This is a genomic window from Streptomyces sp. BB1-1-1 (assembly GCF_031597775.1).
Classification (GTDB): Bacteria; Actinomycetota; Actinomycetes; order Streptomycetales; family Streptomycetaceae; genus Streptomyces; species Streptomyces thinghirensis.
Window position 1 is genome coordinate 1,008,144 of sequence record NZ_CP134203.1, and the last position, 26,568, is coordinate 1,034,711.

Genomic DNA, 26,568 nt, shown 5'->3' on the forward strand with positions numbered 1-26,568 from the left:
GTCGTGTCGGACGGGTCGAAGACTGGCGCAAGCCTCTTGCGGAGGTTTGCGCTAGTCTTGCGTATGTGACGCGACGACTTGCTCAAGTAGCGAAAAAGGTTGGGGTCAGCGAGGCCACGGTCAGCCGGGTACTCAACGACAAACCGGGGGTCTCGGAGGCGACCCGGCAGTCCGTGCTGAGCGCCTTGGACGTTCTCGGCTACGAGCGGCCGACGCAGTTGCGGGGTGAGCGCGCGCGGCTGGTGGGGCTGGTGCTGCCGGAGTTGCAGAACCCGATCTTCCCCGCGTTCGCCGAGGTCATCGGCGGTGCCCTCGCCCAGCAGGGGCTGACGCCGGTGCTGTGCACCCAGACCAAGGGCGGCGTCTCCGAGGCCGACTACGTCGAGCTGCTGCTGCAGCAGCAGGTGTCGGGCGTGGTGTTCGCCGGCGGTGGGCTGTTCGCCCAGGCCGACGCCCCGCACGACCACTACCGGCTGCTCGCCGAGCGCAATATCCCCGTCGTGCTGATCAACGCCTCCATCGCGGACCTCGACTTTCCCTGCATCGCCTGCGACGACGCCGTGGCCGTGGAGCAGTCCTGGCGTCACCTGGTCTCGCTCGGTCACGAGCGCATCGGTCTGGTGCTCGGCCCCTCCGACCACATCCCCTCCCGCAGGAAACTGGCCGCCGCCCAGGACGCCGCCCACGCCATGAACGCCGAGCTGCCCGAGGAGTTCGTCGAACGGGCCATGTTCTCCCTGGAGGGCGGCCAGGCAGCCGCCTCACGCCTGCTGGAGCGCGGCGTCACCGGCATCATCTGCGCCAGCGACCCCCTCGCCCTCGGCGCCGTCCGCGCCGCCCGCCGACGCGGACTCCACGTACCCCACGACATCTCCGTCGTCGGCTACGACGACTCCGCCTTCATGACCTGCACCGAACCCCCACTCACCACCGTCCGCCAACCCATCGAGGCCATGGGACGCGCCGCCGTCGACCTCCTCTGCGCACAAATCCAAGGCACCGAAGTCCCCCACAGGGAGCTGCTCTTCGAACCCGAACTCGTCGTCCGCGGCTCCACCGCACAGGCATCCGCCGAGTAACCGCCCCTCAGCGTCTTCGGCAGGCTGTCGAGCAATTGCGCCATCAGCGCGATATATTACGTTCGCTTGTTCTGGGTGGTTGAGTGAGCGGCGCCCCACCGACGGTTGCGGGTGACGGCCCCCTCGACGGGTGGGCCAACCGATGGAGGCGCCGCCGTCGCCGGTCTCCCCGAGGCAGGGCAGAATCGGGGCAGGAGGCCGTGGGAGGAGGCGACGCGTGCGGGAACGACCGTGGCAGCGCGGGCTGCGCCGCCCTCGGAGCCCATTCGTCGGCGGGCGCCGGATCCTGCGGGGCACGCTGCGGCCGATGACGGAGGCTCTGGGCGCGCGGCGCCGGCTGGCCTGGCTGAACGAGGCCGGTCTGCGGATCGGAACCACGCTTGACCTGCGGTGCACGGCGGAGGAGCTGGCCGCGTTCACCGTGCCGGAGCTGGCCGACGGCTCCGCGGTGGATCTGCTGGACACCGTGCTGCGGTTCCAGGAGGGTGATCGCGTCCGCGGGACGGAACCCCCGCAGCTCAGGGCCATGGCGGTGTCGGAGATCGACGGTCTGGACCTCGCGCCGGACCCGGTGGGCGAGCTGTCCGTGCACACCGCCGACCGGCTCGGGCTCAGGTGCCTGATCTCCCGCGAACCGGTGCTGATCGCCCGGATGACGCGGTCCGACTTCGCCGTCGTCGCTCCCACGCCCGAGTCGGCCGACATCATGCGTCGCGCCGGAGTCCACTCCTATCTGGTGGTTCCGCTGGTGGCCCGCGGCGTGCTGCTGGGTCTCGCCGACTTCGTCCGGGCGGGGAGCCGGGCGCCGTTCACCCAGGCCGACGTCGCGCTGGCCATGGAGCTGGCGTCCAAGGCGGCCGTGTACATCGACAACGCCCGGCTCTACGGGCGCGAGCGCGAACACGTGGTCACGCTGCAGCGGGCCCTGCTCCCCCGCTCCAGCCCGAGTACGCCCGGCCTCGACGTGTCCTCGTGCTACGACCCGGCCGGTGATCCGGCCGCCGTGGGCGGCGACTGGTTCGACGTCGTCGCGCTGCCCAGCGGCCGTACGGCGCTGATGGTGGGCGACGTGATGGGGCGCGGGCTGGCCGCCGCCGCGACCATGGGCCGGCTGCGCACCGTGGCCCGGACCCTGATGGCGCTCGACATCGCGCCCGAGCGGCTGCTGGCCCGGCTGGACCTGGCCGCCCGCGACCTGGAGGAGGACCAGGTCGCCACCTGTCTGTGCGCGGTCTACGACCCGTGCGGCAGCACCTTCCGCATCGCCAGCGCCGGTCACCCGCCGCCGCTGCTGACCGGTCCCGACGGCACCGCCTCGTTCCTGGACGTGCCCACCGGGGCGCCGCTGGGGGCCGGAGTGATCCCGTACGATCCGGTCGACTGCCCGGTACCCGGGCAGAGCCGGCTGACGCTGTACACGGACGGCCTGATCAGGTCGCGCACCGCAGGCCTCACCGGCCGGATGGAGCGGCTGCGCGAGGCGGTCGGCGACGGGGTGCCCGTGGACGGCTCGGTGTGCCGGGCGATCATCGAGCGGGTCGGCGGAGACCGGTCCGACGACGCGATCGTCCTGTTCGCCGGCGTACGGCCGCTCGGTCCGGAAGGAGATGTGTACGTGCGGACGCTGCCGCCGGACGGCAAGGCCGCCGGGCAGGCCCGGACCGCGGTGCGCGAACAACTGGTGAAGTGGGGTCTGGACGACCTGGTCGACACGACGGAGCTGGTGGTCAGCGAGCTGGTCGGCAATGCCCTGCGGTACGGCAACGCCCCCGGTGAGCTGCGGCTGTTGCGGCACGAACGGCTGTCCGTGGAGGTCTCCGACTCCGGGCCCGACCTGCCGCAGATCCAGCACGCGGACGTGAGCGACGAGAGCGGGCGCGGTCTCCAGCTGATCAACATGCTGTGCCGGCGCTGGGGTTCGTGCCGCACACCCGGGGGGAAGGTCGTCTGGGCCGAGCAGGACCTGCCCGTGCGTACCGGGGCGGCCGGCCCGCCGTAGCGCCGCCCGTACCGTCCCGGACGCACCTCCCGCCCCCGCGCGCTCACGCCGCCTGCTTCGCCTTCTCCGTCGCCCGGCGTCCGAACTGGGTGCGGTGCAGCTGGGCGTAGCGGCCGCCGACGGCCAGGAGTTCGTCGTGGGTGCCGCGTTCCACGATGCGGCCGGCCTCGACCACCAGGATCTGGTCGGCCGCCCGGATCGTCGACAGCCGGTGCGCGATCACCACGGCGGTCCTGCCCTCCAACGCCTCCGCGAGGGCTTCCTGGACGGCCGCCTCGGAGGTGTTGTCGAGGTGGGCGGTGGCCTCGTCGAGGATGACGACGCGCTGGCGGGCCAGCAGCAGCCGGGCGATGGTCATGCGCTGGCGCTCACCGCCGGAGAGCCGGTAGCCCCGCTCGCCGACCACCGTGTCGAGGCCGTCGGGCAGGGACCGCACGAGGTCGACCAGGCGGGCGCGGTCCAGCGCGTCCCACAGCTCGGTGTCGGTGGCGCCGGGGCGGGCCAGCAGCAGGTTGGCGCGGACCGTGTCGTGGAAGAGGTGGCCGTCCTGGGTGACCATGCCGACGGTGTCGCGCAGTGACCGGGCGCCCAGGTCGCGGACGTCGACGCCGCCGACGCGGACGGTGCCCCCGTCGGCGTCGTACAGGCGCGGCAGCAGCTGGGCGATGGTCGACTTGCCGGCGCCGGAGGAGCCGACGAGCGCGATGGTCTGCCCCGGTTCGGCGCGGAAGGAGAGGCCGTGCAGCACCTCGTCGCCGCCCCGGGTGTCCAGGGAGGCGACCTCTTCGAGGGAGGCCAGGGAGACCTTGTCGGCGGACGGGTAGCCGAAGCGGACGTCGTCGAACTCGACGGCGACCGGGCCGTCGGGGACCGGGCGGGCGTCGGGCTTCTCGTCGATGAGCGGGGTCAGGTCCAGCACCTCGAAGACCCGCTCGAAGCTGACCAGGGCGCTCATGACCTCCACGCGGGCCCCGGCGAGCGCGGTGAGCGGCGCGTACAGGCGGGTCAGCAGCAGCGCGAGCGCCACGACGGCGCCCGGGTCCAGGGTGCCGCGCAGGGCGAACCAGCCGCCGAGGCCGTAGACCAGGGCCAGGGCGAGGGCGGAGACCAGGGTGAGGGCGGTGATGAACGCCGCCTGGGCGGTGGCGGTGCGCACCCCGATGTCGGCGACGCGGCGGGCGCGGTCGGCGAACTCGGCCGACTCGTCCTCGGGGCGGCCGAACAGCTTGATCAGGGTGGCGCCGGGGGCCGAGAAGCGCTCGGTCATGCGGGTGCCCATGGCGGCGTTCAGGGTGGCTGCCTCGCGCTGCATGCGGGCCATGCGGCGGCCCATGCGCCGGGCCGGGAACACGAAGACCGGCAGCAGCACCAGCGCGAGCAGGGTGATCTGCCAGGACAGGGTGAGCATGACGACCAGGGTGAGCAGCAGCGTGACCAGGTTGCTCACCACCCCGGACAGCGTGTTGCTGAAGGCCCGTTGGGCGCCGATGACGTCGTTGTTGAGACGGGAGACCAGTGCTCCCGTACGAGTACGTGTGAAGAACGCGACCGGCATGCGCTGCACATGATCGAACACGGCCGTGCGCAGATCGAGGATGAGTCCCTCCCCGAGTCTCGCCGAGAGCCTCCGGGAGAGGATGCCGAGCACCGCCTCGGCGACCGCGATGAGCGCGATCAGCAGGGCGAGGCGGACGACCGCGCTCTCGTCGTCGCCCGACACGATCGCGTTGACGACGCGGCCGGCCAGGACGGGCGTGGCGACGGCGAGCAGCGCCGTCACCACCCCGAGCAGGACGAACCGGGCGATGCGGCGGCGGTGCGGGCGGGCGAACGCACCGATGCGGCGCAGCGTCGCGCGGGCGAGGGGTCGGCGCTCCTGCTCGGCGTTCATGACGCTGTGCAGTTGGGTCCAGGCTGTGGTCTCCATGCTCATGCGAGTGACGGTAGAACCTCAATCTTCCTTGAGGTCAAGAGCCCCGGGGTGGACCGGTCGCCCGCGATCCGTAAGACGTCGTCCGCGCGTCGGCCATCCGTAGTTGGCGCCCTACCGGGAATCTCTTGTGGTGTGACAGCGGTACAACTCCCCGAGAAGCCCGTCCCCGGCTTCGCCCCCGTCCGCCGCAACAGCCGCGCCCGTCTGGTCCGTCGGGTCTTCTGCGTGCTTCCGTTGCTGCTGGTCACCGTGGTCGCCGTGCGGCACCGGTCCGTGCTCGCCGAAGGCCTCGGCCATCTCGCCACCGCCCGTTGGCCCTGGTTGCTGGCCGCGGCCTGCGCGACCTGTCTGACCTGGGTCGCCGCCGCCTGCACCCGGCAGGGCGCCGTGGTGGAGCGGCTGCCGCGGCGGCGGCTGCTCGCCGCGCAGTTCGCGGCGGGCGCGGCCAACCACCTGCTGCCGACGGGGCTGGGCGCGAGCGCGGTCAACCTGCGGTTCATGGCGGTGTGCGGGCTGCCGCTCGCCCGTTCCTCGGCCGCTCTCGCCCTGTATCTGCTGGCGGAGAGCGTGGGCCGCCTCGCCCTGCTGGGCGCCCTGCTGATCGCGTTCCCCGGCGCGCTGCGGCTCGGCACGCTGCTGCCCGAGGGGGCCGTGGGTCCGCTGCTGATCGTCGCGGGCGCGGTGCCGGTCGTGGCGGCGGGCGTACTCGCGCTGGCGCCACGGCTGCGTGGGGCGCTGGCCTCCTTCCTGCGGACGGCGCTCGGCGAGGCCCGCTCGGTGCACGCCCTCCCGGCGCGGGCGCTGGCGCTGTGGGGCGGCGCGCTCGTCTTCCCCGCGCTCCAGGCGGCGGTGCTGGTGCTGGTGGGTGAGTCGCTGGGGCTGCCGGTGCCGGCCGCGCACATGGCGGTGGCGTATCTGGCGGCGACGGTCGCGGTCGCCCTGGTGCCCACCCCGGGCGGGATCGGTTCGGTGGAGGCGGCGCTGGTCGTGGCGCTGGTGGCGGCGGGCGGCCCGGCGGCCGTGGCCACGGCGGTGGTGCTCGCGTTCCGGCTCATGACCGTCTGGCTGCCGCTGCTGCCCGGGGCGCTGACGTTGGCGGCGCTGGTGCGGATGAAGGTGATCTGAGGCCGAAACACCGCGCCTCGCACCTCGGCGCGGTACCGACCACCACGCGCGATGCGGCAGGATGAACGCTCGCGCCGGTCGAACCCTCTTGCGGACCGGCGCGATTCGCGTATCCCGTAATCCAGCAGGTATCGAGCAGGTGACGACGTGACGAGACTTCACATCCGGCCGTCGGCGAGGGACTTCGCCGCAGCCGTGTCCCATGGAGGTGGCCGGTGACCGACGACCCGACCATGGATCACCTGGTGCCCGCCGGCATCGCGCTGGCGGCGGGCCTCGTGGGGGCCTTCCTGCTGCGCATGGTGCTGCGCTGGCTGGCCGGACACGCCGGGCGCACCCGCTGGAGCGGCGACGACGTCATGGTGGCCGCGCTGCGCACGGTGGCGCCGTGGGCGGCGGTCGCGGGCGGCGTGGCGGGCGCCGCGGCGGCGCTGCCGCTGACCCGGGCGGTGCAGCACAACGTCAACCAGGCGCTGACGGTCCTGCTGATCTTCGTGGCGACGGTGTCGTCGGCCCGAGTGGTCGCCGGTCTGGTGCGATCGGTGACCCTGTCCCGTTCCGGGGTCGCCGGATCGGCCACGATCTTCGTCAACATCACCCGCATCCTGGTGCTGGCCATCGGCTTCCTGGTGATGCTGCAGTCCTTGGGCATCTCCATAGCGCCGCTGCTCACCGCCCTGGGCGTCGGTGGTCTGGCGGTCGCGCTGGCCCTCCAGGACACGCTGGCCAACCTCTTCGCGGGCGTGCACATCCTGGCGTCGAAGACCGTGCAGCCGGGTGACTACATCCAGCTCAGCAGCGGCGAGGACGGTTACGTCGAGGACATCAACTGGCGGCAGACCACCGTCCGCGACCTGTCCAACAACCTGGTCGTCATCCCGAACGGCAAGCTCGCGCAGTCGAACATGACCAACTTCATGCGGCCCGAGCAGCAGCTGACCATCATGGTCCAGGCCGGCGTCTCCTACGACAGTGACCTGGAGCACGTGGAGCGGGTGACGACGGAGGTGGTCGCCGAGGTGATGACCGAGATCGCCGGCGCGGTGCCGGAGCACGAGCCGGCGGTGCGGTTCCACACGTTCGGCGACTCGCGGATCGGTTTCACGGTGATCCTGGGCGTCGGCGAGTTCAGCGACCAGTACCGGATCAAGCACGAGTTCATCAAGCGCCTGCACAAGCGCTACCGCGAGGAGGGCATCCGCATTCCGGCGCCCGCCCGGACGGTCGCTCTCCAGCAGGGGACCGTGGTGTTCCCGCAGCAGCGGGCGGGCGAGGACGTCGTGCCGTTCGCCTGATCATCCACCGGCCCGTTCGCGTGTTCGCTCGCGTGTTCGACATGGGTCGTGCGGCCGGTTGTCCGGAATCTCCGCACGGCCCCTGTCGAGCCCGGGTCGATCAGGAGATATCTTGATGTCGAGCAATGTTGCAGACGTGGAGCGGAGCACCCGGTGACTGACTCGACCATCATCTATACACACACTGACGAGGCCCCGGCCCTGGCGACGTATTCGTTCCTGCCGGTGATCCGGGCGTACGCCTCGCAGGCGGGTGTCGCGGTCGAGACCCGCGACATCTCGCTGGCCGGCCGCATCATCGCCCTGTTCCCGGAGTACCTCGCCGAGGACCAGCGCATCCCGGACGCCCTGGCGGAGCTCGGTGAGCTGGCCAAGACGCCCGCCGCCAACATCATCAAGCTGCCGAACATCTCGGCGTCCATCCCGCAGCTCAAGGCCGCCATCGCCGAGCTGCAGGGCCAGGGCTACGCGCTGCCGGCCTACCCGGACGACCCGAAGACCGACGAGGAGCGCGACATCCGCGCCCGCTACGACAAGGTCAAGGGCTCCGCGGTCAACCCGGTGCTGCGCGAGGGCAACTCCGACCGCCGCGCCCCGGCCTCGGTGAAGAACTACGCCAAGAACCACCCGCACCGCATGGGCGCCTGGACCGCCGAGTCCAAGACCAACGTGGCGACCATGGGCGAGAACGACTTCCGCTCCACGGAGAAGTCCGTGGTGATCGCCGAGGACGGCGCGCTGCGGATCGAGCTGGTCGGCGACGACGGCACCACCACGGTGCTGCGCGAGTCCGTGCCCGTGAAGAAGGACGAGGTCGTCGACGCCTCCGTGCTGCGCGTCGCCGCGCTGCGCGAGTTCCTCACGGCCCAGATCGCCCGCGCCAAGTCCGAGGGCATCCTGTACTCCGTGCACCTGAAGGCCACGATGATGAAGGTCTCCGACCCGATCATCTTCGGCCACGTGGTCCGCGCCTTCTTCCCGAAGACCTTCGCCCAGTACGGCGAGGCGCTCGCCAAGGCCGGCCTCACCCCGAACGACGGCCTGGGCGGCATCTACAAGGGCCTGGAGTCCCTGCCCGAGGGTGCCGAGATCAAGGCCTCCTTCGACGCCGAGCTCGCCGAGGGCCCGGAGCTGGCCATGGTCGACTCCGACAAGGGCATCAGCAACCTGCACGTGCCCTCCGACGTCATCATCGACGCCTCCATGCCGGCCATGATCCGCACCTCCGGCCACATGTGGGGCCCGGACGGCCAGGAGCACGACGCCCTCGCCGTCATCCCGGACTCCTCCTACGCCGGCGTGTACCAGGCCGTCATCGAGGACTGCCGCGCCAACGGCGCCTACGACCCCTCCACCATGGGCTCGGTCCCGAACGTCGGCCTCATGGCGCAGAAGGCCGAGGAGTACGGCAGCCACGACAAGACCTTCGAGATCCCCACCACGGGCACGGTCCGCCTGGTCGACGCCGACGGCAACGCCGTCCTGGAGCAGACGGTCTCCGCCGGCGACATCTTCCGCGCCTGCCAGACCAAGGACGCCCCGATCCGCGACTGGGTCAAGCTGGCCGTCACCCGCGCCCGCGCCACCGGCGACCCGGCCGTCTTCTGGCTCGACGAGGGCCGCGCCCACGACGCCAACCTGATCGCCAAGGTCAAGGCGTACCTGCCGGAGCACGACACCGAGGGCCTGGACATCAAGATCCTGTCCCCGGTCGAGGCGACCAAGCTGTCGGTGGAGCGCATCCGCCGCGGTGAGAACACCATCTCCGTCACCGGCAACGTGCTGCGGGACTACCTGACCGACCTCTTCCCGATCCTGGAGCTGGGCACCAGCGCCAAGATGCTGTCGGTCGTCCCGCTGATGGCGGGCGGCGGCCTCTTCGAGACCGGCGCCGGCGGCTCCGCGCCCAAGCACGTGCAGCAGCTGGTCAAGGAGGACTACCTGCGCTGGGACTCCCTCGGCGAGTTCTTCGCCCTGGTGCCGTCCCTGGAGCAGTACGCCGAGGTCACCGGCAACACCCGCGCCAAGGTCCTCGCCGACGCCCTCGACCGCGCCACGGCGACCTTCCTCAACGAGGACAAGTCCCCGACCCGGCGCGTCGGCGGCATCGACAACCGCGGCAGCCACTTCTTCCTGTCCCTGTACTGGGCGCAGGAGCTGGCCAAGCAGACCGACGACGCGGACCTGGCCAAGGCCTTCGCCCCGCTCGCCGAGACGCTGTCCGCGAACGAGCAGAAGATCGTCGACGAGCTGAACGCCGTCCAGGGCAAGCCCGCCGAGATCGGCGGCTACTACCAGCCCGACCCGGCCAAGGCCGCCGAGATCATGCGCCCGTCGGCCACGTGGAACGAGGCGCTGGCGTCCCTCGCCTGATCCTCACCCGGCCCGAAGGCCCGCGGCGCACCCCGTCTCCGTTCACGGAGGCGGGGTGCGCGTCTGTCTCGTCCCCGCGTTCTCCCGTCCCCGCGTCCCCGCGTTCTCTACGTTCCTGCGGAGCAGCCTCATGCCCTCCTTCGAGCTCGTCCCCGGCGCCCCGGCCTCCCCCGTGATCCTGCACGTGCCGCACTCCTCGCGGCGGATACCGGCCGACGTCCGCCCCGGCATCGTCCTGGACGACGCCGCGCTGGAACGGGAGCTGGACCACATCACCGACTCGCACACCGAGGAGATCGCCGAGGCGGCGGCCGATCTGGCCGGTGTCACGCCCTGGCGGTTCGTCAACCGGGCGTCGCGGCTGGTCGTCGACCCGGAGCGGTTCCCGGACGAGCGGGAGGAGATGACGGCCGTCGGGATGGGCGCCGTGTACACGCGGACGTCGCACCGCGAGGTGCTGCGGGGCGAGGACACCGACCCGGAGCCGCTGATCGAGCGGTACTTCCGGCCGTACGCGCGGGCGATGACCGACGCGGTCGCCGACCGCCTCGCGGCCACCGGACGGGCCGTGATCATCGACGTGCATTCCTACCCCACCGAGCCGCTGCCCTACGAACTGCACGGCGAGGGGCCGCGCCCGCCGGTATGCCTGGGCACCGACGAGTTCCACACGCCGTCCGGACTGCTCGCCGCCGCCCGGGAGGCGTTCGCCCCGTGCGGGGAGACGGGGCTGGACAGCCCGTTCAGCGGGACGTACGTGCCGCTGGACTTCTACGGGAAGCGGCGCGAGGTGGGCGCGCTGATGGTGGAGATCCGCCGGGACACCTACATGACCGAGCCGGGCGGTGCGGCCGGGCCCGGGCTCGCCCGCCTCGCCGAGTCGCTGGGGGCGCTCGTCGACGCCGTATCGGGCTGACCGGCATCCCGCCCACCGGCTGGAGCACTCCCGCGCGACAGCCGCGCCGGGGCGCGGTGAAGGTGGGTGCATGACGCAGGAGACCACCACGCTGACCGGCCAGTCCCCGCCCCCGGTACGGGACTGGCCCGCCCTCGATCTGGACGGGCCGCAGTTCGACCCGGTGCTCGCCGATCTGATGCGCGAGGGGCCGCTGACCCGCGTCCGGCTGCCGCACGGCGAGGGCTGGGCGTGGCTGGCCACCCGGTACGAGGACGTGAAGGCGATCACCAACGACCCGCGGTTCGGGCGGGCCGAGGTGACGAAGCGGCAGATCACGCGGCTCGCCCCGCACTTCAAGCCGCGTCCCGGCTCGCTCGCCTTCGCCGACCAGCCCGACCACAACCGGCTGCGGCGCGCGGTCGCGGGGGCGTTCACCGTGGGCGCGACGAAGGGGTTGCGGCCCCGGGCGCGGGAGATCCTCGACGGCCTGGTGGACGGGGTCGTCCGGGACGGGCCGCCGGCGGACCTGGTCGAGCGGGTCCTGGAGCCGTTCCCGATCGCCGTCGTCAGCGAGGTGATGGGCGTGCCGGCCGCCGACCGGGAGCGCGTGCACTCCTGGACGCGGCAGATCATCTCCATCTCCGGGGGCGCGGAGGCCGCCGAGCGGGCGAAGCAGGGACTGTACGGGTGGATCACCGAGACCGTCCGCGCCCGCGCCGGCAGCACCGGCGACGACGTGTACTCGATGCTCGGCGCCGCCGTGGGCCGGGGCGAGGTCGGCGAGACGGAGGCGGTGGGCCTGGCCGGGCCGCTGCAGATCGGCGGCGAGGCCGTCACCCACAACGTGGGCCAGATGCTGTATCTGCTGCTGACCCGCCCCGAGCTGATGGCCCGGATGCGGGAGCGCCCGGACGCGCGGGGCACCGCCCTGGACGAGCTGCTGCGCTGGATCTCGCACCGCACCTCGGTGGGCCTCGCCCGCATCGCGTCGGAGGACGTCGAGGTGCACGGGGTGCGCATCGGCGCCGGCGACCCCGTCTACGTGTCCTACCTCGCCGCCAACCGCGACCCGGACGTCTTCCCCGACCCGGACCGGATCGACCTCGACCGCGATCCCAACCCGCACCTCGCCTTCGGCAACGGGCACCACTACTGCACGGGTGCCGTCCTCGCGCGGATGCAGACCGAGCTGCTCGTCGACACCCTGCTGGAGCGGCTGCCGGGGCTGCGGCTCGCGGTCCCCGCCGACCAGGTGGCCTGGCGCCGCAAGACCATGATCCGCGGGCCGCGCACCCTGCCCTGCGCCTGGTAGGCCCGCACGGCGGACCGGCGGCTCAGGCGCGCAGCCACTCCGTCACGACCACCTCCCGGCCGGTCCGCAGCCGCAGCGCGAACGGGCCGGTGGGCGGGGCCCCGCCGGTGAACCGGCCCATGTCGTCCGCCGTCAGCCGCGCATGGGCCAGCGGACCGCTCAGCACCTCGATCCGGGCCGGCCCCGGCGGCAGCACCTGGCCGATCAGACCGTCCGCGGTCACCTCGACGTCGACGGTCACCTCGTCCGCGCGGAAGGTCAGCATCCGCGGCGGGTCCGTCTCTCCTCTGACCGGGATGGCGTCGACCAGCGAGTCGAAGGTCAGCTCGGCGACGCGGGCTTCGAGATCGTGCAGGGCGAAGGCGTCGACGGCGATCTGCCGCAGCCCGGCCGGGACCGGGTCCAGGATCGCGGCGGCCTGCCGCAGCTCCTCCTCCAGCAGCCCGGTGCCGAGTTCCTCGTCGGTGAACGTCCCGTCGGACGGTTCGTCCCCGAAGTCGTCGTTCATGTCGCTCATATCGTCCCCCGTGCCTCTAGCCGGGCCCGCAGCCGGCGCAGACAGCGCTGGCGCATCGGCCCGATGCTGCCCACCGCGATACCCAGCGCGGCGGACACCTCCTGGTAACTGGGCGGCGGCGAGGAGATCAGCACGCGCAGCAACTGGCGGCACCGCTCGCCCAGTTCCTCGAACTCCTGCCACAGCCGGCGCACGCGCTCGGTCTGCGCGGCGGCCTCCTCGGAGTCGAGCACCGACTCCTCCGGCGTACGGTCCTCGCTCGGCCGGTCGAGCAGCTGCGGGTCGTCGGTCGGCGTCCACCGCTTCGACGCCCTGATCAGCTTCAGGCACTCGTGCCGTGCCGTGCTCGCCAGCCAGGAGCCGGTCTTCTCCGGTTCGCGGATCCGCCCCAGGTGCTGGGCGAACCGGAACCAGGCGGTCTGGTACACCTCGTGCGCGTCGGCGTCGGACAGCCCGTGGGCCCGCACGACGGACCACACCAGCGGGCCCAGCCCGTCCACCAGTGACTTCCAGGCCGCCGCGTCCCCGTCGGCGGCAGACTGGACGAGCACCCCGACATCTGCACGGTCCACGGTCCCACCCCTCGTGTACGACACGCCATCGTACGCCGTGGAGTGGGTGGTTCCGGCCGGCATCCGGCCGCTCACGCCCCGCCGGACGGCGGGTCGAGGGTGACGGGGCGCCAGGTGGGCGGCAGCAGCGCCGGTACGTGTGCGCCGCGCACCTCCGCGTACTCGGTGTTGGCCGCGAGCAGTTGCTTGCGGGCCGCGCGCGGGTCCCGTTCCTTGTGCGCCGTCATGTGGGAGGCGACCAGTCCGGCGACGACGGGGGTGGCGAAGGAGGTGCCGCTCCACTGCGCGTGCCCCTCGAACATCACCTGGTCCGGCTTGGCGGGTGCCTCGCCCGGTTCGCTCAGGACCCCGTTGTGCCGGGGGAACTGGCAGGTGCAGGCGTAGCCGAAGCCGTACCGGCAGGCGTCGTAGGTGGAGTGCTGGTAGACGTACGGCACGGGTGTGCCGAAGCCGGTGAGGGCGCTGGTGAGGCGCTCGCCGGGGGCGTAGGCCTTGACCCAGCCGCCGTGGTTGCTGAAGCAGGCGCCGAACTCGCCGTCGGCGCGCAGCGCGCCGACCGACAGCACGGAGTTCTCCCAGCCGGGCAGGTCGGCGTAGGCGGCGGGCCAGAAGGGCGTGGCACTCGCGTTGTTGCCGGCGGCGGCGACGAGCAGGGTACGCCGGTCGCGCAGTTCCTCCATGAAGGCGTGCACGCCGAGCAGGCCGTCGGTGCGGCCGTTGGAGGTGCCGGCGGAGAGGCTCAGCACCTCGGGCCAGCCGCTCCGGTCGACGGCCTCGAAGAGCTTCTCGCCCAGCTCCGACTCCAGGATGGCGCCCGCGTCGTTGAGGGTGTTGCGGACGGTCACCTCGGTGTTGGGGGCGACGGCGGCGACGAGCCCGGCGATGAACGTGCCGTGGCCGACGTACTGCTGGAGGATGCCGTCGTCGTCGCACTCCCTGATCTGGGCGTCGCCGTCGGTGTGGGCCAGCAGCGGGTAGGACCGGTAGTCGTGCATGAGGCCGGTGTCGATGACGAGGACGCCGACGGCGGTCCCGGCGTCGTACGCCGTCTCGGCGGCGGCCGGGTTCGGCGGCTCGCTGATCGGGACGGGGACGGGTTCGTCGCCTGGGCAGGCGTTGACGGCGATGGAGACGACGTGGTTGCGGCTGATCAGCCGGCGGCCCGCGCGTCCCTCCATCGTCCGCAGGGAGCGCAGGGCGTGCGCGACGGTCGGATCGCCGCCGTGGTCGCCCTCACCGGGGTCGGCGACCTGGATGCGGGTGATGCCGGTGCGGTTGGTCTCGGGGCTCGCCCGGCGCACGTGGTCCGGGGTCAGGCCGGACATCGTGGTGAAGTGGTCGCGCACGGTGTCCTCGACGAGGCGGGCCTCCTCACCGTCGCGGGCGAGGACGACGCCCTTCTCGTAGAGGAACTCGGCGGAGTCGTCCGGCCCCATCGCCAGCGGGACGTCCGGCATCGAGCGCTGGATCTGGTCGAACTGCTCGCGGAATCTCTGTGGTGCCATGGCATTTCCTCCACTGGGGCGGCGGTGGTGGCGGCGGTCGCCGCGACCGTCTCGTCCACGGTCTCGGTGACGGTCGTCAATCAGAGTCCGGGGGTGGCTGATTGATACAGACTCGAACCTGTGTGGCGTGGTTCCGGAGCACTACCATCCGTGGAGTGACAGCGGGAAGCGACTCGGTTCTCCAACTGCTGCCGATGGTGTTCGCCGCCCCCAACGAAGCGCTGGCGCGGGCGGAGGGCCTGCTCGGGGCCGATCCCTCACCGCTGCACGCCTCGATCGCCCATCAGGTGATCGGCATCTGGCAGCGGGACTTCGGGGACACCCGGCGGGCTCTGGCGCATCTGCGGCGGGCCCGCGATCTCGCGGCGCGCGCGGACTCGGCCGAGCGGGAGGCGGACGTACTGGCCACGCTGGGTGTCGCGCTGGTGCACTCCGGCCGCACCCGGGAGGGCCTGGCCGCCTTCGAGCGGGGCGTGGCGCGCGGTACCGGGCACACGCGCGCGCGGGTGCTGTACCGGCGGGCGTACGTGTGGTGGGTGCTGGGCCGGCACGGCGAGGCGCTGGAGGACGTACGGCGGGCGATTCCGGTGCTGCGGCAGGCGGACGACGTGATCTGGACGGCGCGGGCGCTGACCCTGCGGGCCACCGTGCACCTGGCGCTCGGCGCGGTGGAGCGGGCGGACGCCGACTTCACGGCGGCGGAGGCGCTGTGGGACACCACCGGCCAGGAGCACGACAAGGCGGACGCGGTGGAGAGCCGGGGGCTCGCGGCGTTCCGGTCCGGTGACGTGCCGGCGGCGCTGCGGCTGCTGGACGAGGCGGAGGAACGGTACGCGAAGCTGGGCACGCCCACGTTCATGCTCACCATCCGGCGCTGCGAGGTGCTGATGGCGGCGGGGCTCGCGACGGAGGCGCTGACCGAGGCGGACGGGGCGATCGCCGCGCTGGACGGGATCGGCGGCCAGTCCACCCGCAAGGCGGAGTTGCTGCTGGTCGCGGCGCGGGCCGCCCGGCTGGCGGGTGATCCGGGGACGGCGCTCGCGCGCGCGGCCGTCGCGGTACGGCTGTTCGCCGGGCAGCGGCGCACCTGGTACGAGACGCACGCCCGACTGGTGCTGATCGAGGCGCGCGTCGCGACGGGGCGCGGCTCGGGCCGGCTGGTCGCGGACGCGGCGGAGGTCGCGGAGCGGCTGGCCGCCTTCGGGGCGCCGGCCGCGCCGGAGGCGTCGCTGCTGGCGGGCCGGATCGCGCTCGGTTTGGGCTGGACGGCGGACGCGGAACGGCATCTGGCGGTCGCCGCGCGCAGCCGGCACAGCGGGCCGCCGCTGGCGCGAATGACGGGCTGGGCGGCGCAGGCGCTGCGGGCGGGGTCGGCGCGGGGCGTGCTGGAGGCATGCCGGCGGGGTCTGGACGTCCTCGACGACCACCGGATGACGCTGGGCGCCTCGGAGTTGCGGGCACGGGCCACCGCGCAGGGCGCGGAGCTGGCGGCGCTGGCGCAGCGCGCGAGTCTGGTCTCGGGCGGGCCGCGGCGGCTGCTGGTGTGGAGCGAGCGCTGGCGGGCGACCGTGCTGTCCGCGCCGCCGACCCGGCCGCCGGCCGACCCCGCGCTGCTGAGCGGCATGACGGCGTTCCGCGAGATCGCCGCCCGCGCGGAGGAGGCCCGGACGGACGGCGGCCGTCCCGTCCCCGCCCTGGAGCGCGAACAGCGCCGCCTGGAGCGGGAGATCCGCTCCCGCACCCTGCACATGCGCGGCGAGGCGCCGGGGGACGGCGACCGGTTCGACGTGGGGCGCCTGCTGCGGCGGCTGGGCGACGACGTGCGGCTGGTGGAGCTGGCGGTGCTCGACGGACGCGTGCACGTACTGCTGTGCGGGCGGGGCCGGGTACGGCGGTTCGAGGCCGGTTTGCTGGCCGACGCGGAACGGGAGGCCGAGCACGTACAGGCCGGCCTGCGGCGTCTGGCCCACCCGGGCGCGGAGGCCCGGCTGCCGCTGGTGGAGGCGGCGGGCGCGCGCCTCCAGGAGCTGCTGCTGGGTCCCGCCGCGGCGCACCTCGGCTCCGGCCCGGTCGTCGTGGTCCCCCCGGGCCGGCTGCACCGGGTGCCCTGGGCCCTGCTGCCCGCACTGCGCGAACGGGTCCTGAGTGTGTCGCCGTCCGCGAGCAGCTGGCTCCGCGCGAGGGAGACCGCGCCCCCGCGGGGCGGCCGCCAGGTCCTGGTGCGCGGGCCGGGGCTGGCGAGCGGCGGTGCCGAGGTACCGGAACTCGCCGACCGGTACGGAACGTCGCCGCGGACGCCGGGCGGCGAGGAGGCGTGGGCGGCACGCGGGGCCCGGCCCGCCGGACCGCAGGGCGGCGAAGAGACGTCAGCGGCACATGCGGCCCCGCCCGCCGGACCGCAGGGCGGCGAGGAAACGCCAGCGGCACATGCGGCCCAGCCCGCCGGACCGCAGGGCGGCGAGGAAACGCCAGCGGCACATGCGGTCCAGCCCGCCGGACCGCAGGGCGGCGAAGAAACGCCAGCGGCACATGCGGCCCAGCCCGCCGGACCGGACGGCGGCGCCGGGCGGCGTGCGGTGCCCACCGTGCTGGAGGGGGACGCGGCGCGGGTGCCGCGGGTGTTGCGGGAGCTGGACGGGGCGGCGTTGGCGCACATCGCGGCGCACGGGACGTTCCGCGCGGACAGCCCCTTGTTCTCGTCGTTGCGGATGGCGGACGGGCCGCTCATCGTGCACGACTTCGAGCGGCTGGACCGCAGCCCGTACCGGATCATCCTGTCCTGCTGCGACACCGCCCGCTTCGCCTCGGTCGGCGCGGACGAGTTGCTCGGGCTGGTCACCGCGCTGCTGCCGCTGGGTACGGCCGGGGTGGTGGCGTGCAGCGCGCCGGTCAACGACGCGGCGGTGGTGCCGCTGATGCTCGCGCTGCACAAGGGCCTGGACGCGGGGCTGTCCCTGGCGGAGGCGCTGCGCGACGCGCGGGCGGCGCTGCCGGACGACGCGGTGCACCAGGCGACGGGGTGGGCGTTCTCCGCGTTCGGGGCGGCCTGAGCACCGGCCGGTCTCCGTTGGTCCCTCCGTGGCGTGGCCCCTCCGTGGTTTCTCCGTGCGTCAGGCGGATTGCGGCTCGGGCAGCTCCATCAGCCAGGGCAGGGCGCCCCGGTCGCCCGCGCCGAGGCGGGTGTAGGCGCCGTAGAGGTGGTTGCCGACGGTGCGGACGGAGAGGGTGAGTCTCTCCGCGATCTGCCGGTTGCTCAGACCGGCGGCGGCGAGGGTGACGATCTGCCGCTGACGTGCGGTGAGTTCGCCGAGCACCAGACCGGACAGGGCGGGGGTGCGCGCGCCCTCGCAGCGCCGGGCGAGGGCGAGGGCGCGGGTGCGGGCGGTGCGGGCGGCGCCCGGGGCGCGGTGGGCGCGTACCGCCTGGGCCTGCGCCTCGGCCGCGAAGAGCAGGAAGCCGCGTCGTTCCAGTTCCTCGGCCACGCGGTCCAGCGCCGGTCCGTCGCCCCGCAGGAGAGCGTCGGCGTGCGCGGCGAAGACTCCGGTCAGTCGGCCGGCCGACCCCTCGGGGGCGCCGAGCCGGACGGCGTCGTACGGGTCCCCGGTGCGAGCGGCCGCCCGGACCGCCTCGTCCAGGTCTCCGCGTGCGGCGGCGGCCCAGGCCGCGGCCGCCCCGTGGCTCTCCGCCGTCGCGTCGCCCGACTGGGCGGCGGCCAGGGCGAGTTCCTCGCGGCACCACGCGTCGTCGGGGTCGGCGCGCAGGCCCTCACGGGCCCAGGCCGCGGCCTCGCCCAGCCGGCCGCGCAGGCGTGCGAACCGGGCGCGGAGCGCCGCGTACTCCACCGGCAGGGGCGCTCCCTCGGCCACCAGCCACTCCCCCACCGGTGTCTCCAACGCCCGTACGTCGGCCTGCTCGATGCGCAGGGACAGGGCGGCCCGCTCCGCCGCCAGGGCGGGCGCGCACTGGTCCGGGGTGCGGGCCAGCCGCCGGGCCCGGAGCCGGCCGGCGGCGGCGCGCAGGACGGGGCCGTGCAGGGGGTGGGCGAGCCGGGTGGCACCGTGGTCGTCGACGGCGACCAGGCCCTCGGCCTCCAGCCGCTCCAGGGTCCATACGTCCAAGGCGTCCAGGCCGAGAGGAAGGGGCTCGGCGAACGCGAGGCGTTCGAGCGTCTCGCGCTCCTCGACGCGGGCGCGGTCGAGGACGTGGGCGGTGCGCTCCCGTACGGCCGCGGTGATCGGGACCGGTCCCCGCCACTCCCGCTGGTCCGTGTCCGGGACCCGGGCGAGCAGCCCTCGCTCGCGCACGGCGGTCAGCAGCTCGCGCAGCAGCCGCAGGTCCCCCCGGCACAGGCGGTGCAGCCGGTCGACGGTGAGCGGCTCGACGACGGCGCCCGCACCGGCCGTGAGCAGGTCGGCGGTCTCCTCGCGGGGCAGCGGCTCCAGGCAGAGGCGCGGCAGCAGCTCACCGGACCACAGCCGGGACACCGCGCCCGGCACGGGGACGCCTTCCGTGGCGACGACCAGGAGCCGGGTGCGGCCGTGCACGGCGAGTTGGTGCACGAGGGCGGCGGACGCGTCGTCGAGCAGATGGGCGTCGTCGACCAGCAGCAGCCGTACGCCGGACAGGAGTTGTACCGCACGGTTCAGGGTGACGGTCTCGGGCAGCAGGTGGGCGAACGCGGCGAAGGGGATCTCCCGGGTCTCGGGCGTCCCGGCCGCCCTGGCGCAGTCCGTGCCCCGGGCGGCCTCCGTCACGAGCCTGCTCTTGCCGCGGCCCGCCGGGCCCGTCACCACGATGCCGCCGCGTCCGGCGGTCAGGGACCGGCGCACCAGTTCCAGTTCGTCCGCCCGTCCGGTGAACGGCCAGGGCGTCTGAAGGGTCTTCGGGTCCCGCGGAGAAGTCGTCACGGCAACATGAGTCGGCATACTCATCCCTGATACAGGGTGACTTGAGTAGCCCCCGACTCAGGCGCCCGGACCGGCCCGGACGGCAGTCTGGGGGTCATGACCGCACGCTACTGCTCGCTCGCGCAGCAGCCTGCCCCCGTGTTCGCGCCGGGGCTGGCCGCAGAGCGCCTCGCCGCGCTCGTCGGCGGGCAGCGGATGTGGGTCAACGGCACGGTTCTGCACTACTGCTTCCTCGGTGGCGACACCGACTCGTCCGTCGTCCCCATGCCGGGCACCGGCCGGCCTCGGCGGGGGTCGTGGGTGGGCACCGACGAGCAGCGGGACGTGGTCCGCGACTGCTTCCGGGAGTGGCAGGACCTCGGCATCGGACTCGTCCTCGCCGAGGTCGGCGACCGCTCGGAGGCCGAGCTGCGGATAGGCTTCCAGCCCGGTGACGGCTCCTGGTCGGCGGTGGGCAAGGACGCGCTCCGGGTCGGTCTGAACGACCGTACGATGAACTTCGGCTGGGACCTTACCGCGTCCGGGGAGCGTGCGACGGCCCTGCACCAGATCGGGCACGCGCTCGGCATGCTGCACGAGCACCAGAGCCCGTTCGCCGGCATCCTCTGGGACGACGAGGCCGTCTACGCCGAACTGGCGGGCCCGCCGAACCACTGGAGCCGGGAGCGGACGTTCCACAACATCCTGCGCAAGCTCGACACGGACGAGGCCAACAACCCGGTCTGGGACCCGCAGTCGATCATGGAGTACCCCTTCCCGTCGGGGCTGATACTGGAGCCGGAGCACTACCGTTCGGGTCTGCACCCGCCCGGCACCCTCTCCGCCGCCGACAAGGAGTTCGCCCTGCGCTGGTATCCGCCCACCAGCCGGCCGGGGCCGCTGGTGCCGTTCCGTTCGGTGCCGCTCGGTCTCGGGCCGGGCGAGCAGGCCGACTTCCGCGTGGATCCGCCGGAGACCCGGGAGTACACCGTGGGCACCTTCGGTGACAGCGACGCCGTCGTCGTGATCTTCGAGGAGCGGGACGGCGTGCCGCGCTACCTCGCCGGTCTGGACGACGGGGGAACACCCCGCAACGCCACGATCAGGGCCCGTTTCGTCAAGGGCCGCCGCTATGTCGTCCGGGTGCGTCTGTACTCCTCGTGGGGTGCGGGCGAGACGGCGGTCATGTGCTGGTGACCGCGCGGCTCCAGAGCACCCGGGCGCCACGGCCACAGACCGGCGCCGGGGGACGGCCGGGGCCACGTCGCCTTCGGGGGAGGGTGACGTGGTCCCGGCTACGCCGTGTCCGCCGCGAGGGGGCGGCGGACACGGCGACGCCGCCGGCCAGGACGGGTCGGCGGCGTGTGAACGGTGCAACGACAGAAAAGCCGTTCCCGCTGTTCGGCGGAAACGGCCTATGACCTGCGAAAACGCAAGTCGGGACGACAGGATTTGAACCTGCGACCCCTTGACCCCCAGTCAAGTGCGCTACCAAGCTGCGCCACGTCCCGGTGCGCGGCCCACGTTCCGTGTGATCGCGCAGGTCAACCCTACCCCATCCGCAGACCGGTGGCGGCGTGCCGCGAGCCACCCCGATGATCACATCGCGAGACGGCTTTGCGTCACGCCGCCCACCAGGCGTTACCTCGCACGGTGCGAACCGAACGACCCGAACACCTCAGCGACGACGCCACCGGCGACCGCTCCGCGCGGCGCGCCGTGACCGTCTTCCCGATCCTCGTCCTCGCGGCCGGCGCCCTCGGCCTGCTGCTCCCCGGGAGTTTCACCGGGTGGAGCGAGTCGGTGCCGTACCTGCTGGGTGTCGTGATGTTCTGCATGGGCATCACCATGACCCCGGAGGACTTCCGCGGGGTCGCCAAGCGGCCCTGGGCGGTGGCCCTCGGGCTGGTCGCGCACTACGTCATCATGCCGGGGCTCGGCTGGGCCATCGCCCACCTGCTCGACCTTCCCCCGCAACTCGCCGCGGGCGTGATCCTCGTCGGCTGCGCGCCCAGCGGCACGGCCTCCAACGTGGTGACGTACCTGGCCCGGGGTGACGTCGCCCTGTCGGTCTCCGTCGCGACCGTCTCGACGCTCGTCGCCCCGCTGGTCACGCCGCCGCTGACGCTGCTGCTGGCCGGTGAGTACCTCCCGGTGGACGCCGGGTCCATGGTCACCGACATCCTCAAGACGGTGCTGCTGCCGGTCCTCGCCGGCCTGGCCGTACGGCTGCTGGCGGGGCGGTTCGTGGAGCGGGCGCTGCCGGCGCTGCCCTGGCTGTCCGCGCTGACGATCTCGGTGATCGTGGCGGTGGTGGTGGCGGGCAGCGCCGACGCGATCAAGTCGGCCGCGGGGCTGGTGTTCGTCGCCGTCGTGCTGCACAACGGCCTGGGGCTGGCGCTCGGTTACGGCGCGGGGCGGATCGGCCGGCTCGGCGAACCGGCGAGCCGGGCCATGGCCTTCGAGGTCGGCATGCAGAACTCCGGCCTCGCGGCGTCCCTGGCCACCGCCCACTTCAGCCCGCTGGCGGCCCTGCCGGCCGCGGTGTTCTCCGTCTGGCACAACGTCTCCGGCGCGGTCACCGCGGCCTGGCTGTCGCGCCGGGGGCGGTGACCCGCGATCGGACGCGCGGGGGTCGGGTTCTCCGACGCGGGCCCGGCGCGCGCTTCCGCCGCCGGTCAGGTCCGGACCGGCTCGCGCACCATGAACACGTCCACGGGGTCCTCGGTCTCGACGGTGAACCCGTGCCGCTCGTACAGCCGTCGGGCCGCACTGCCCCGCAGCACGTTCAACCGGACGAGGTCGCCGTCGCGGTCGCACCGGGCCAGCAGCGCGCGGAGCACGGCCGAGCCGATGCCCGCGCCCTGGAGGCTCGGGGCGAGGTAGAAGTGCTCCAGCCACCGGGCGTTCCCGGCCGGTCGCAGCGCCACGCAGCCGGCGAACCCGCCCTCCACCTCGATCACCCAGGTGTGCGTCCGGTCGAATCCGTCCCTCAGCCGCTGCCGTACCCGCCGCTCGTCGTACCGGCCGAGCCGCTCCAGATCCGTCCGCAGTACCACGGCCCGCAACTCGGCGACGGCTTCCACGTCCGACGTCGACGCCGGCCTCAGCCCCCACTCCACCATGATCGGCAGGTTACCGGCCGGGCGCCGCCGGTGCCGGGCGGATATCGGTTCCCATGTACGCCAGTCACCGCGCGGACGCGGCGGCCGGCACGCGGCGGCCACCTGGTCGCCGTACGCGCGACGAAGTGTCCGCACGCCCCGACGGATACACCACACCCTGTCGCCCCCGACGCACCGTGCGCCCCGGTTAACGTCACCGCATGACCCACAGCTTCGTTGTCCGCGTCCCCGACGCCGAGCTCGCACCCGAGCCCCTCTCCCCCGCGCAGATCGTGTCCGGCACCCCGGAGGTGACCGGAAAGGTGGTCTGGGAGTCGGCGGACGGCCGACAGGTGCGCGGCGTCTGGCAGATCACCCCGGGCGTCGTCACCGACACCGAGGCGGACGAGATGTTCGTCGTGCTCAGCGGGTCGGCCACGATCGAGGTGGAGGGCGGCCCGACGCTGACGGTGGGGCCGGGCGACCTGGCCGTGCTGCGCGAGGGTGACCGTACGACGTGGACGGTGCACGAGACGCTGCGCAAGGCGTACGCGATCAACGTCGGCTAGCACCCGCGGGCCGACGGCCTCGGCCGGACGTCCTCGACCCCTACCCCCGTCCCTCCCCTCCCCTCCGTACCTTTGTCCTGTCAAAAGGTTGACATGATGCCTGCGCTCGCCGAGGGTGGGCGGGACAGAGCAGGGACCGGTCCGAAGAGGGGCTTTCATGGTGGACGCGCTGGGTGTCGCCGTCGTCGGTTTCGGCTGGATGGGCCGGGTGCACACCCAGGCGTACGCCCGTGTCCGGCACCACTACCCGCAACTCGCCCTGCGCCCGGAACTGGTGACGGTCGCCGAGGAGGTGCCGGGGCGGGCGGAGGAGGCCGCCGCGCAGTTCGGGTTCGCGTCGACGACCCGGGACTGGCGCGACGTGGCCGCCGACCCGAGGGTGGGGGCGGTCAGCATCACCGCCCCGAACTTCCTGCACCGCGAGATCGCCGTAGCGATGGCCGAGGCCGGCAAGCACATCTGGATCGAGAAGCCGGTCGGCCTGACCGCCGGCGACGCCCGTGCGGTGGCGGACGCGGTCGCCAAGGCCGGTGTCCAGGGCGCGGTCGGCTTCAACTACCGCAACGCGCCCGCCGTCGAGGCCGCCCGCGAGCTGATCACGTCCGGGGAGATCGGCACCGTCACGCATGTCCGCATCCGGCTCTTCAGCGACTACGCGGCCCATCCCGAGTCCGCGCTCACCTGGCGCTACGAGCGGGAGCGCGGCGGCAGCGGGGTGCTCGGCGACCTGGCCTCGCACGGCGCCGACCTGGCCCGCTTCCTGCTCGGCGACATCGCGTCGCTGACCGCCGACACGGCGATCTTCCTGCCCGAGCGGGCCCGCCCGGCCGCCGCCACCGCCGGTCACTCCCTGGCCGCGGGCGGCGAGCCCGGCCCGGTCGAGAACGAGGACTACGTCAGCTGCCTGCTGCGCTTCGCCTCCGGCGCCCGCGGTGTCCTGGAGGCCTGCCGGGTCTCGGTCGGCGAGCAGAACAACTACGGCTTCGAGGTGCACGGCACCAAGGGCGCGGTGTTCTGGGACTTCCGCCGCATGAACGAACTGGGCGTCAGCCGCGGCACGGCCTACCAGGACCAGCCGGTCAGTACCGTCTACGTCGGCCCCGCGCACGGCGAGTTCGCCGCCTTCCAGCCGGGAGCCGCGAACGCCATGGGCTACGACGACCTCAAGGTGGTGGAGGCCCACCGCTTCCTGCGCTCGATCGCGGAGGGCACCCCGTACGGCGCCACCCTGCCGGACGCGGTGCGCAGCGCGGCCGTACTGGACGCGATGGCGCGGTCGGCGGAGCGGGGGGCTTGGACCGAGGTCCGGCCGGAGGGGTGAGAGCGGGACACCCGCAGACGCCCGTAGGTCCCCGCACCGGCCGGCGCGCTCGCGCCGCGTCCCCGTCCCCCCCTCCCCGTCCCCGGCCACCGGCCACCGGCCACCGGCCACCGAAAGGACGACGATGTCCTTGTCCCCCGTCCCCTCCCGCCGCGCCTGGCTGTCCGAGCGGGACTGCGACCTCGACACGTTCCGCGCGCTCGTCGAGCGGCCCACCGACCCCGCCGATCATCCGCGGGCCCGCGCCATGGAGCGGAACGTCCCGGTCTATGAGGCCGGCCGCCTGCGCGACGACCGCGAGACGGCCGCCGAGCTGGTCCGCGCCCTCGCCGACGGCCCCGGCATCGTCGTCCTGGAGGGCGCGTTCCCGGACCCGTCGGTCGTCGACCGGGCCACCGCCGTGTTCGACGCCCTGATCGCCGAGCAGCGCGCCTCGGGCACCAACGCCGGCGACCACTTCGCGGCGCCCGGGGCCAACGACCGGGTGTGGAACGCCCTGGAGAAGGCGGCCCTGCACGACGCCGAGGCCTTCGCCGACTACTACGCCAACGACGCGCTGGCCCTGGTCGCCCGGGCCTGGCTCGGCCCCGGCTACCAGGTCACCTCCCAGATCAACGTGGTCAACCCGGGCGGCACGGCCCAGACCGTGCACCGGGACTACCACCTCGGCTTCCTCTCGAACGAGGTCGCCGCCGCCTATCCGGCGCACGTGCACCGCCTCTCCCCCGTGCTCACGCTGCAGGGTGCGGTCGCGCACCGCGACATGCCCGTGGAGTCGGGGCCCACGATGTACCTTCCGCACTCCCAGAAGTACGAGCCGGGCTACCTGGCCTGGCGGCTCCCGGAGTTCCGGGCCTACTTCGAGGCGCACCACGTTCAACTGCCCCTGGCCAAGGGCGACGCGGTCTTCTTCAACCCCGCGCTCTTCCACGCGGCCGGCACCAACCGCTCCGCGGACATCCGTCGCATGGCCAACCTGCTCCAGGTCTCCTCCGCGTTCGGCCGCGCCATGGAGACCGTGGACCGGGAGGCGATGGCGAACGCCGTCTACCCGGTGCTGCTCAAGCGCCGGGGCGAGGGCGTGGACGAGCGGTGGCTGGAGAACGTGATCGCCGCGAGCGCCGAGGGCTACCCCTTCCCCACCAACCTCGACAGCGATCCACCGGTCGACGGTCTGGCCCCGCCCTCCCAGGCGGATGTCGTACGGCGGGCGCTGCGCGAGGAGTGGACGCCGGAGGCACTGCGCGAGGTGCTGCGGGCCGGCCGGGAACGCCGGGAGAGCCGAGGGAGGTGACGGGCATGAGGGGACTTCTCGACGACAAGGCCGTCCTGGTCAACGGCGGAAGTCAGGGCGTCGGGGCCGCCATCGCGCGGGCCGCCGTCCGCGAGGGCGCGGTCGTGGCCGTCACCGGACGGCGCCCGGAGCCCGGTGACGCCCTGGTGGCCGAGCTGACGGCGGCGGGCGGCACGGCGATGTTCGTACGGGCCGACCTGGCGGACGCGGAGCAGGCGAAGACCTGCGTGGCCCGGGTGGTGGAGGCGTACGGCCGTGTCGACTGCCTGGTGAACTCGGCCGGGCTGACCTCGCGGGGGACGCTGCTGGACACGACTCCCGAGCTGTTCGACCAGCACATCGCGATCAACCTCAAGGCGCCGTTCTTCGCGATGCAGGCCGCGGTCGCGGACATGGTGGGCCGGGGAGCGCCCGGCACCGTCGTCAACATCATCACGTCCTCGGCGCACGGCGGGCAGCCGTTCCTCGCGCCGTACGTCGCCGCGAAGGCGGGGCTCGTGGGTCTCACCAGGAACGCCGCGCACGCGCACCGCTGGGACCGGGTGCGGATCAACGGCCTGAACATCGGCTGGACGGCGACCGAGGGCGAGGACGCGACCCAGCGCGCCTTCCACGGTGCCGGGGACGGCTGGCGCGAGGAGGCCGCCGCCCGGCTGCCGATGGGCAGGCTCGGGCAGCCGGACGAGATCGCCGACTTCGTGGTCCTGCTGCTGTCGGACCGGTCCGGGGTGGTCACCGGCTCGGTGATCGACTGGGACCAGAACGTCCTCGGTGGCCTGGACTGAG

General features: G+C 73.4%; 20 protein-coding genes and 1 tRNA gene. 14 read left to right on the forward strand and 7 right to left on the reverse strand.

The annotated features are described in order from the left end of the window. Positions 1-65 precede the first annotated feature (65 nt). Positions 66-1,079, forward strand: coding sequence for a LacI family DNA-binding transcriptional regulator (locus tag RI578_RS04575; RefSeq protein ID WP_310869849.1), 1,014 nt, complete (start codon positions 66-68; stop codon positions 1,077-1,079). A 217-nt stretch (positions 1,080-1,296) separates the two neighbouring features. After that, positions 1,297-3,078: a SpoIIE family protein phosphatase gene (locus tag RI578_RS04580; RefSeq protein WP_310869850.1), complete on the forward strand. Its 1,782-nt coding sequence runs from the start codon at positions 1,297-1,299 to the stop codon at positions 3,076-3,078. 43 nt (positions 3,079-3,121) lie between these two features. Here RI578_RS04580 and RI578_RS04585 read toward each other — a convergent pair whose 3' ends face one another. Then, the gene (locus tag RI578_RS04585) at positions 3,122-5,005 is read right to left on the reverse strand and encodes an ABC transporter ATP-binding protein (RefSeq protein ID WP_310875663.1); all 1,884 of its coding nucleotides are present in this window, start codon (positions 5,003-5,005) and stop codon (positions 3,122-3,124) included. A gap of 231 nt (positions 5,006-5,236) precedes the next feature. Here RI578_RS04585 and RI578_RS04590 point away from each other — a divergent pair, with 231 nt between their 5' ends. The 5 genes from RI578_RS04590 to RI578_RS04610 all read left to right on the forward strand — a co-directional run bounded on the left by RI578_RS04590 (position 5,237) and on the right by RI578_RS04610 (position 12,014). Beyond that, on the forward strand, positions 5,237-6,136 hold the full coding sequence (locus RI578_RS04590) for a lysylphosphatidylglycerol synthase domain-containing protein (protein ID WP_310875664.1): 900 nt from the start codon (positions 5,237-5,239) through the stop codon (positions 6,134-6,136). A gap of 233 nt (positions 6,137-6,369) precedes the next feature. Then, positions 6,370-7,431 (forward strand): mechanosensitive ion channel family protein, encoded by a 1,062-nt coding sequence (locus RI578_RS04595; protein ID WP_383555744.1) that lies wholly within the window; start codon positions 6,370-6,372, stop codon positions 7,429-7,431. Positions 7,432-7,584: 153 nt separating this feature from the next. After that, on the forward strand, positions 7,585-9,804 hold the full coding sequence (locus RI578_RS04600) for an NADP-dependent isocitrate dehydrogenase (protein ID WP_310869852.1): 2,220 nt from the start codon (positions 7,585-7,587) through the stop codon (positions 9,802-9,804). 130 nt (positions 9,805-9,934) lie between these two features. Continuing rightward, on the forward strand, positions 9,935-10,720 hold the full coding sequence (locus RI578_RS04605; protein ID WP_310869853.1) for an N-formylglutamate amidohydrolase: 786 nt from the start codon (positions 9,935-9,937) through the stop codon (positions 10,718-10,720). 70 nt (positions 10,721-10,790) lie between these two features. Further along, entirely contained in the window at positions 10,791-12,014 is a 1,224-nt protein-coding gene (locus RI578_RS04610) for a cytochrome P450 (RefSeq protein ID WP_310869854.1), read from the forward strand. Between the two features lie 22 nt (positions 12,015-12,036). Here RI578_RS04610 and RI578_RS04615 read toward each other — a convergent pair whose 3' ends face one another. From RI578_RS04615 to RI578_RS04625, 3 genes are read right to left on the reverse strand one after another with little or no spacing between them, the layout of a single operon-like run. Continuing rightward, positions 12,037-12,531: a hypothetical protein gene (locus tag RI578_RS04615; protein ID WP_310869855.1), complete on the reverse strand. Its 495-nt coding sequence runs from the start codon at positions 12,529-12,531 to the stop codon at positions 12,037-12,039. Next, complete coding sequence (locus RI578_RS04620) at positions 12,528-13,166, reverse strand: sigma-70 family RNA polymerase sigma factor (protein WP_310869856.1); 639 nt, start codon at positions 13,164-13,166, stop codon at positions 12,528-12,530. Before RI578_RS04620 ends, RI578_RS04615 begins: the two co-directional genes overlap by 4 nt. Before the next feature lie 8 nt (positions 13,167-13,174). Continuing rightward, complete coding sequence (locus RI578_RS04625) at positions 13,175-14,608, reverse strand: S8/S53 family peptidase (protein WP_310869857.1); 1,434 nt, start codon at positions 14,606-14,608, stop codon at positions 13,175-13,177. A gap of 194 nt (positions 14,609-14,802) precedes the next feature. Between RI578_RS04625 and RI578_RS04630 the strand changes: the two genes are divergently transcribed. Continuing rightward, a complete protein-coding gene (locus tag RI578_RS04630; protein ID WP_310875665.1) occupies positions 14,803-17,658 on the forward strand; it encodes a CHAT domain-containing protein in 2,856 nt (951 codons plus the stop codon). Between the two features lie 60 nt (positions 17,659-17,718). Here the strand turns inward: RI578_RS04630 and RI578_RS04635 are convergent, their stop codons facing one another. Then, positions 17,719-19,539: a LuxR C-terminal-related transcriptional regulator gene (locus RI578_RS04635; protein WP_310869858.1), complete on the reverse strand. Its 1,821-nt coding sequence runs from the start codon at positions 19,537-19,539 to the stop codon at positions 17,719-17,721. A 72-nt stretch (positions 19,540-19,611) separates the two neighbouring features. On the opposite strand from RI578_RS04635, the gene RI578_RS04640 reads away from it, so the two are divergent. Beyond that, on the forward strand, positions 19,612-20,691 hold the full coding sequence (locus RI578_RS04640; protein WP_310869859.1) for a hypothetical protein: 1,080 nt from the start codon (positions 19,612-19,614) through the stop codon (positions 20,689-20,691). Between the two features lie 240 nt (positions 20,692-20,931). Here RI578_RS04640 and RI578_RS04645 read toward each other — a convergent pair. Continuing rightward, positions 20,932-21,005 (reverse strand) — tRNA-Pro (locus RI578_RS04645). Positions 21,006-21,147: 142 nt separating this feature from the next. Between RI578_RS04645 and RI578_RS04650 the strand changes: the two genes are divergently transcribed. Then, the gene (locus RI578_RS04650) at positions 21,148-22,107 is read left to right on the forward strand and encodes a bile acid:sodium symporter family protein (protein ID WP_310869860.1); all 960 of its coding nucleotides are present in this window, start codon (positions 21,148-21,150) and stop codon (positions 22,105-22,107) included. Positions 22,108-22,172: 65 nt separating this feature from the next. Here RI578_RS04650 and RI578_RS04655 read toward each other — a convergent pair whose 3' ends face one another. Then, complete coding sequence (locus RI578_RS04655; protein WP_310869861.1) at positions 22,173-22,619, reverse strand: GNAT family N-acetyltransferase; 447 nt, start codon at positions 22,617-22,619, stop codon at positions 22,173-22,175. Positions 22,620-22,819: 200 nt separating this feature from the next. Here RI578_RS04655 and RI578_RS04660 point away from each other — a divergent pair, with 200 nt between their 5' ends. From RI578_RS04660 to RI578_RS04675, 4 genes are all read left to right on the forward strand, one after another. After that, positions 22,820-23,167, forward strand: coding sequence for a cupin domain-containing protein (locus RI578_RS04660; protein ID WP_310869862.1), 348 nt, complete (start codon positions 22,820-22,822; stop codon positions 23,165-23,167). Between the two features lie 157 nt (positions 23,168-23,324). Further along, positions 23,325-24,488, forward strand: a complete 1,164-nt coding sequence (locus tag RI578_RS04665) for a Gfo/Idh/MocA family oxidoreductase (protein WP_310869863.1) — start codon at positions 23,325-23,327, stop codon at positions 24,486-24,488. 124 nt (positions 24,489-24,612) lie between these two features. Continuing rightward, on the forward strand, positions 24,613-25,782 hold the full coding sequence (locus RI578_RS04670) for a phytanoyl-CoA dioxygenase family protein (RefSeq protein WP_310869864.1): 1,170 nt from the start codon (positions 24,613-24,615) through the stop codon (positions 25,780-25,782). Positions 25,783-25,787: 5 nt separating this feature from the next. Continuing rightward, on the forward strand, positions 25,788-26,567 hold the full coding sequence (locus tag RI578_RS04675; RefSeq protein WP_310869865.1) for an SDR family oxidoreductase: 780 nt from the start codon (positions 25,788-25,790) through the stop codon (positions 26,565-26,567). Position 26,568: the final 1 nt, after the last annotated feature.